The sequence below is a fragment of the Microcystis sp. M109S1 genome, assembly GCF_020247025.1.
Lineage (GTDB): Bacteria > Cyanobacteriota > Cyanobacteriia > Cyanobacteriales > Microcystaceae > Microcystis.
In genome coordinates, this window is sequence record NZ_JADBRW010000395.1 from 1 (window position 1) to 5,529 (window position 5,529).

The 5,529-nt window shown below is 38.3% G+C and carries 5 protein-coding genes and 1 pseudogene; 4 read left to right on the forward strand and 2 right to left on the reverse strand.

The features are described from left to right. The first annotated feature begins 349 nt into the window (after window positions 1-349). The 3 genes from IM322_RS19505 (at window position 350) to IM322_RS19515 (ending at window position 2,556) form a co-directional block, all read left to right on the forward strand. A complete protein-coding gene (locus tag IM322_RS19505) occupies window positions 350-1,267 on the forward strand; it encodes a metal ABC transporter solute-binding protein, Zn/Mn family (RefSeq protein ID WP_287672460.1) in 918 nt (305 codons plus the stop codon). A 10-nt stretch (window positions 1,268-1,277) separates the two neighbouring features. Continuing rightward, the gene (locus IM322_RS19510) at window positions 1,278-1,973 is read left to right on the forward strand and encodes a metal ABC transporter ATP-binding protein (RefSeq protein WP_158199701.1); all 696 of its coding nucleotides are present in this window, start codon (window positions 1,278-1,280) and stop codon (window positions 1,971-1,973) included. Between the two features lie 142 nt (window positions 1,974-2,115). Beyond that, the gene (locus IM322_RS19515) at window positions 2,116-2,556 is read left to right on the forward strand and encodes a DUF29 domain-containing protein (protein WP_287672462.1); all 441 of its coding nucleotides are present in this window, start codon (window positions 2,116-2,118) and stop codon (window positions 2,554-2,556) included. A gap of 127 nt (window positions 2,557-2,683) precedes the next feature. On the opposite strand, the gene IM322_RS19520 is transcribed toward IM322_RS19515, so the two are convergent. Then, window positions 2,684-3,637 (reverse strand): hypothetical protein, encoded by a 954-nt coding sequence (locus IM322_RS19520; RefSeq protein WP_271973762.1) that lies wholly within the window; start codon window positions 3,635-3,637, stop codon window positions 2,684-2,686. Window positions 3,638-3,655: 18 nt separating this feature from the next. Continuing rightward, window positions 3,656-5,143, reverse strand: coding sequence for an AAA family ATPase (locus IM322_RS19525; protein WP_287672463.1), 1,488 nt, complete (start codon window positions 5,141-5,143; stop codon window positions 3,656-3,658). Window positions 5,144-5,419: 276 nt separating this feature from the next. On the opposite strand from IM322_RS19525, the pseudogene IM322_RS23525 reads away from it, so the two are divergent. Then, window positions 5,420-5,529: pseudogene (locus tag IM322_RS23525) on the forward strand (DUF29 family protein); the annotation flags it as partial.

Here is a 5,529-nt window from a genome sequence, read left to right on the forward strand (position 1 = left end):
CCCCATAAATTACGCTACCGCTAACCCATCCGACAAATAATTGTGCCTCCCTACTTAGTCAACAGCTTATCAGTTATCAGTTGTGAGTTTTCAGTTCACCGACTACTTTTTGGGGTTAATTTTTTTGGGCTTTATTTGACTTGACCAGAGGGGGGTCGCAGGCGCACGGATTTTCCATTATCTATATAATATCATGTCAAGCCCTAGTTAGCAAGAGAAAATTTTTTAATTGGCAGCGAAAGATCGAAGGACGAAAACCCAGTACATCTATACCGAGAGATTTTCAGAATGATAACGATTCTCACCGACTGTGATAAGATGAGAATCATAATCAGACTCAGTTAATCCGATGGGTAAAAATTTCCAGTTAACAGCGATCGCTTTAACAATGACTATAGCCAGCTTAACAGCTTGTAGTGGTCCCTCGGTCAAGGAAAAGGAAACAACGACACCCTTACAGGTGACAGTGAGTATCGTACCGCAGGAATATTTTGTCAAACGCATCGGCGGTGATAGAGTCAGTGTTAATGCCATGATTCAACCCGGGACAGATCCCCACACCTATGAACCAAAACCGGAACAATTAAAAACCACAGCCCAATCGCAAGCCTACTTTAAAATCGGTGTATCCTTAGAAGATGCTTGGAAAGATCGCTTAAACAGTGTTAACCAACAGATGTTAATCGTCGATACCAGTCAAGGAGTAGATAAAATCCCTTTGACAGCAGAACATGATCACGATCACAGCAAGGAAGAAAAACATCAAGCTGGAAAAAACACCCTAGATCCCCATATTTGGTTATCACCAAAACGAGTCAAAGCACAAGCAGAGACTATTTATCAAACCCTAGCACAACTCGATCCGGGTCAGGAAGCTATCTATCGGGCTAACTTGGAAAAATTCCGTCAGGAATTAGACGCATTAGATCAAGAAATTCGGCAAAACTTGGCAGGGGTCAAAAACCCAAAATTTATGGTGTTTCATCCCGAATGGGGCTATTTTGCCCAAGATTACGGTTTAGAGATGATTGCGATCGAAATCGAAGGCAATGAACCGAGTGCTGCCCAGTTAAGTCAACTAATCAAACAGGCAAAAAAAGAGAATATTAAAGTTATTTTTGCTCAACCAGAATTTAGCCAGAAAAGTGCCGAAACTATTGCGAGGGAAATTGGGGGACAGGTAATCCCTATTAGTGCCTTTGCTCAAAATTGGAGTGAAAACCTGCGACAAGTTTCCCAAAAAATGGCCACAGTTTTAAATCAGTAATTGCTTGTATATGTCAACGATCATTACCATTAGTAATCTCTGGGCCGGCTACGAACAGGAACCCATCCTCGAAGATATTAATTTAACCATTCAGGAATTGGATTTTCTGGGAATTATCGGCCCGAATGGAGGAGGAAAAACTACCCTCCTCAAGGTTTTACTGGGATTAATTAAACCTTGGCGTGGAGAAGTCAGTATTTTGGGGCAAAGTGTCCAAAAAGGTCGGGAATTAGTCGGTTATGTGCCTCAGTTTGTCGAATGCGATCGCTCATTTCCCATCACTGTGGGTGAGGTGGTGAAAATGGGGAGATTGAGCAGCAAAAAACTCTGGCAAGGCTATAGTAAAAAAGATGAGGTAAGGGTAGATAAAGCTTTAGATAGTGTGGGAATGTTAGCGTTGAAAAAAAGGTCGATTGCTGAACTTTCGGGAGGACAGCGCCAACGGGTTTATATCGCTCGCGCTTTAGCGGTAGAACCCCGTCTCTTGATTTTAGATGAACCCACTGCCAGTGTCGATCCCCAAATGCGTGCTAGTATTTTTTCCCTGTTGCAAGAATTGAATGAGTGGATGACCATTTTAATTATTTCCCACGATCTGGGAACCCTATCTACCTATGTTAAATCGATCGGTTGTCTCAATCGTCGTCTCTATTATCACGGCCAAAAATCTCTCACTGCCGCTATGTTAGAACAAGTGTATTGCTAAAAGTTTTCTCCCTTTCTACTGTCAAAACCCTTGACAAATACCGAAACTTGACATATACTTATATATATAATGGGAATCCGTGCCTGCCTACAGACCCTCTTTTTTCAGGTCAAATAAGCGCAAGGAATAAAGAAGACAGGGGATGACAATTAAAGACTTATACGAACAAGACTATCTTGCTTGGTTAGAAGAAACGGCCAAACAACTGCGACAAAGACAGACAGATTTATTAGATTGGGAACATCTCAGGGAAGAAATCGAAGCTTTGGGGAATGAACAGAGACATAAAGTAGATAGTTATCTCCTGCAATTACTCATTCATCTGCTTCTCTACCAATACTGGCCGGAGGAACGAGAAAGATGTGCGAGGGGATGGCAGGACGAAATCGGTAACTTTCGGGTGGAATTAGAACTTTTATTGGAGTCAAAAACCCTTTATAACTATTTTTTAACCAGAATCGCCGTTATTTACCCCAAAGCAGTGAAGCGAGTCCGACAAAAAAGCGAATTACCGGCCGCTATCTTTGCCGAAAGCTGCCCCTATAGTCCCGAACAAATCCTCGATTCCGATTTTCTACCCTGAAATTCCGGCAGATTTTTTCAGAAAAACCCTTGACAAATACCCGCACTTGACAGATACTTATATATAGAATGGGAATCCGTGCCTGCCTGCAAACCCTCTTTTTTCAGGTCAGATAATGCGATTAGATTTATTCCTGCTCCCTGGGGTTTAATTCTAGCTTCAGCAGTTTTAGGAGATGGGAAATATGGCAGCTGGGATTATCGCTATTGTCGGAATAGAATCTTCCTATTTGTAATGCCAGTTGTTCTCTATATCTTTCTGGGGGTGATGTATAGTCCCCTGGAGGTTCAACTTGTAACCAATATTGCTTCGCTTTTTTGATAGTCAACAGAGCCAGCACTAATTCCGATTGGCTATTGTCGTGGCTAACTTGATATTGTTTTTGCCAAGATAGCTGTAATTTCTCCACTTCCGATAGCTCTAGGTTTTGACAATGAGAGATTCTCCCTTTAACTCTGGAAAAATTATTTTTTAAATCGGCATCATCCTTAATTTTATCTGCCATATCAAGATAAATCTTTTCTAGTCTAGCAGCGGAATCTCGATAAACAGCCGAATGTTCGCTAAGAATTGATTGAATATCGGGGAAAATAAAATAGGACTCTTTATGAATCAATCCCGTTACCCAGATTCTATGCTGTCCAACCTGATTGACTTTAATCAGTGATTTTTCATATAAGTCCTCAAAAATTTCCTCTAAATCCTTAAATGGGTAGAAATCATCTAAACTTTTATTTTGTAAGTCCAAATCGACGATAGCGAAAAGCTGCTGGGGATTTAAATAAGAAGCTTCTGGGTTCTGTTCATGCAAACGCAAAAGATGAAAGTAAGTATTTAAAACATCATTTCTATCACCACAGTTAAAAAAAGTCGGTATCTTTTGTCTCCAATCCCTAGGAACACAAGCTTTATAAAAATTAGCATCGGGAAAATCTTCCATAGCTCGATAGGATTGAGGAGATAACCTGCCGGCAGTTTTTTTGATTTCCCCTTCACAGAGGATGACAAATTTATTACGAATTTGACGGTTTGCCAGAATAAATTGACAATGTTCTAAAAGTTCTGTTTCCCTAAGACTCATGGGTTAGTTTCTCAATCTTTATTTAAATAGTTTCGGTTCTATCTCTTTAACATGAGCGGGAGTTAAAGCTTGACAGAGTTCATAGGAATGAGTGGCTAAGATATATTGATTGCTAGGTTCCCATTCCTGCAAGTCCTCAATAATTTTATATTGCCAGTCGGGATGGAGAGCAATCTCAATTTCATCCATCAATACAATCGCATCTTTTATCCTACGATACTTTAGCCACAGATAGATACTTAATCGCTTCAGTTCCCCATGACTCAAATCCTCTGGATATAATTCTTCTCCGTTTATATCTCCTTTGAATTTAAAGGTAATCCCCGATATATCTTTATCTAAATTAATTTCTTTGTCGGATAAAATTGAATTTAAGTTTTGCCGTATTAGTTGATAATTATTTCCATATTCACCCGTTTCTATAGCTTGAGCAAAATCTTGATCACGAGCCATGATAAAGTAATTAATCAATAGCTCAACGGGCAGAAAATCGTAGGTAAATAAGTTGCTAAGTTTCTTTTTAATATCTGCCATGGCTAAATAATAGTTACTAGAGTCTGGATTCCCTTGATTTATCTGAAAAAGACTCTTGTTTGTAGCTTTAGGTAAAAAGATAAAAACTTGCGTTGAAGGTGCTGCTAAAAATATTTTTGAGGATAATTCTTTCATGAATAATTGAAATTCTTCTTGGATGGCTTGACTAAATTTACACAGCAAAAATATCTCTTGATTTTTCTGGTTATTGGCTTGACAAAGATATACCAACCCATTTCTTTCCAAAATATTTTTAATTATTTTTGTTTGCTTTAGTAATGTTTGAGATTGATGAGCATCAATGTATATTTGACAATTCGTCATCCCTAGTTTATCTTGAATAGCATCCATTATTATTTTTAAAAAATTTGTTGGATATTCATCTAAGAATCTATCTATTGTTGACATTATGTCTAAATCAAATAAAAAATTGAGTTCTTCTTGGGCAAATAAATCTCGACTTAATTTGTTTCTTTCTATTTCATCTTCTAGCTTCAATAAGCTTGTAAGTTTTTTTTCAATGTTTTTGAGTCTTTCACGTTGCCCATTTAGCTTTTTGATTTTTTGTTCAATGTTCTGTAATTTTTTTAAATCATCAACGTTAACAGTATCTAAATCTTCTTTTTGTCCGTCAAGGTTAGATAGTAAATTTTTTACATAGGCATCGCTGCAAATAAAAAATTCTAGTTTCACTTCTTCCCGATTGTCGGTTAAAATTTCAAAAATAGCCAAGGGTTTCTGGTCTAACTCATCTTCTAGTTGACATCGATGCAGTAAATTTACAACGTATTCTATTTTTTCTGGATCACCAGAACAATGAAGCAAGATAAAAATTAATTGTAGAAGGGTACTTTTGCCACCGCCATTTTGACTACCGATAGGGAAGATCTGGGGAAAAAAGTCTTTCTCAAAACTAATATCAATATTCTTTAACACTCGAAAATCAGGAACTTGAACCCGTAGTAACCGCATTGTCAAAACTCCCGTAATCCTATCCTCTTGCTCATCTGCTTATTGTAGCTCACAGGGAAAAGTGAAACAATCTCTTATCCCGCGTTTCTATACCTATCCAATATCTGGCGATCACTTGTCTTTCCTACAGGCCAAATTCTGGCAGATTTCCTCAAAAAAAACCTTGACAAATCCCCGCACTTGACAGATACTTATATATAGAATGGGAATCCGTGCCTGCCTGCAAACCCTCTTTTTTCAGGTCAGATAAGCGTCAAAAAAATAAAAACCTGATACCTGACCACAACTAAAGACTTATACGAACAAGACTATCTTGCTTGGTTAGAAAAAACGGCCAACAACTGCGACGAAGACAGACAGATGTATTAGATTGGGGAACCAACAGA

Coding starts and splice junctions, on each gene's coding strand:
- IM322_RS19505 (WP_287672460.1), top strand. CDS start 350: ATGGGTAAAAATTTCCAGTTAACAGCGATCGCTTTAACAATGACTATA.
- IM322_RS19510 (WP_158199701.1), top strand. CDS start 1,278: ATGTCAACGATCATTACCATTAGTAATCTCTGGGCCGGCTACGAACAG.
- IM322_RS19515 (WP_287672462.1), top strand. CDS start 2,116: ATGACAATTAAAGACTTATACGAACAAGACTATCTTGCTTGGTTAGAA.
- IM322_RS19520 (WP_271973762.1), bottom strand. CDS start 3,637: ATGAGTCTTAGGGAAACAGAACTTTTAGAACATTGTCAATTTATTCTG.
- IM322_RS19525 (WP_287672463.1), bottom strand. CDS start 5,143: ATGCGGTTACTACGGGTTCAAGTTCCTGATTTTCGAGTGTTAAAGAAT.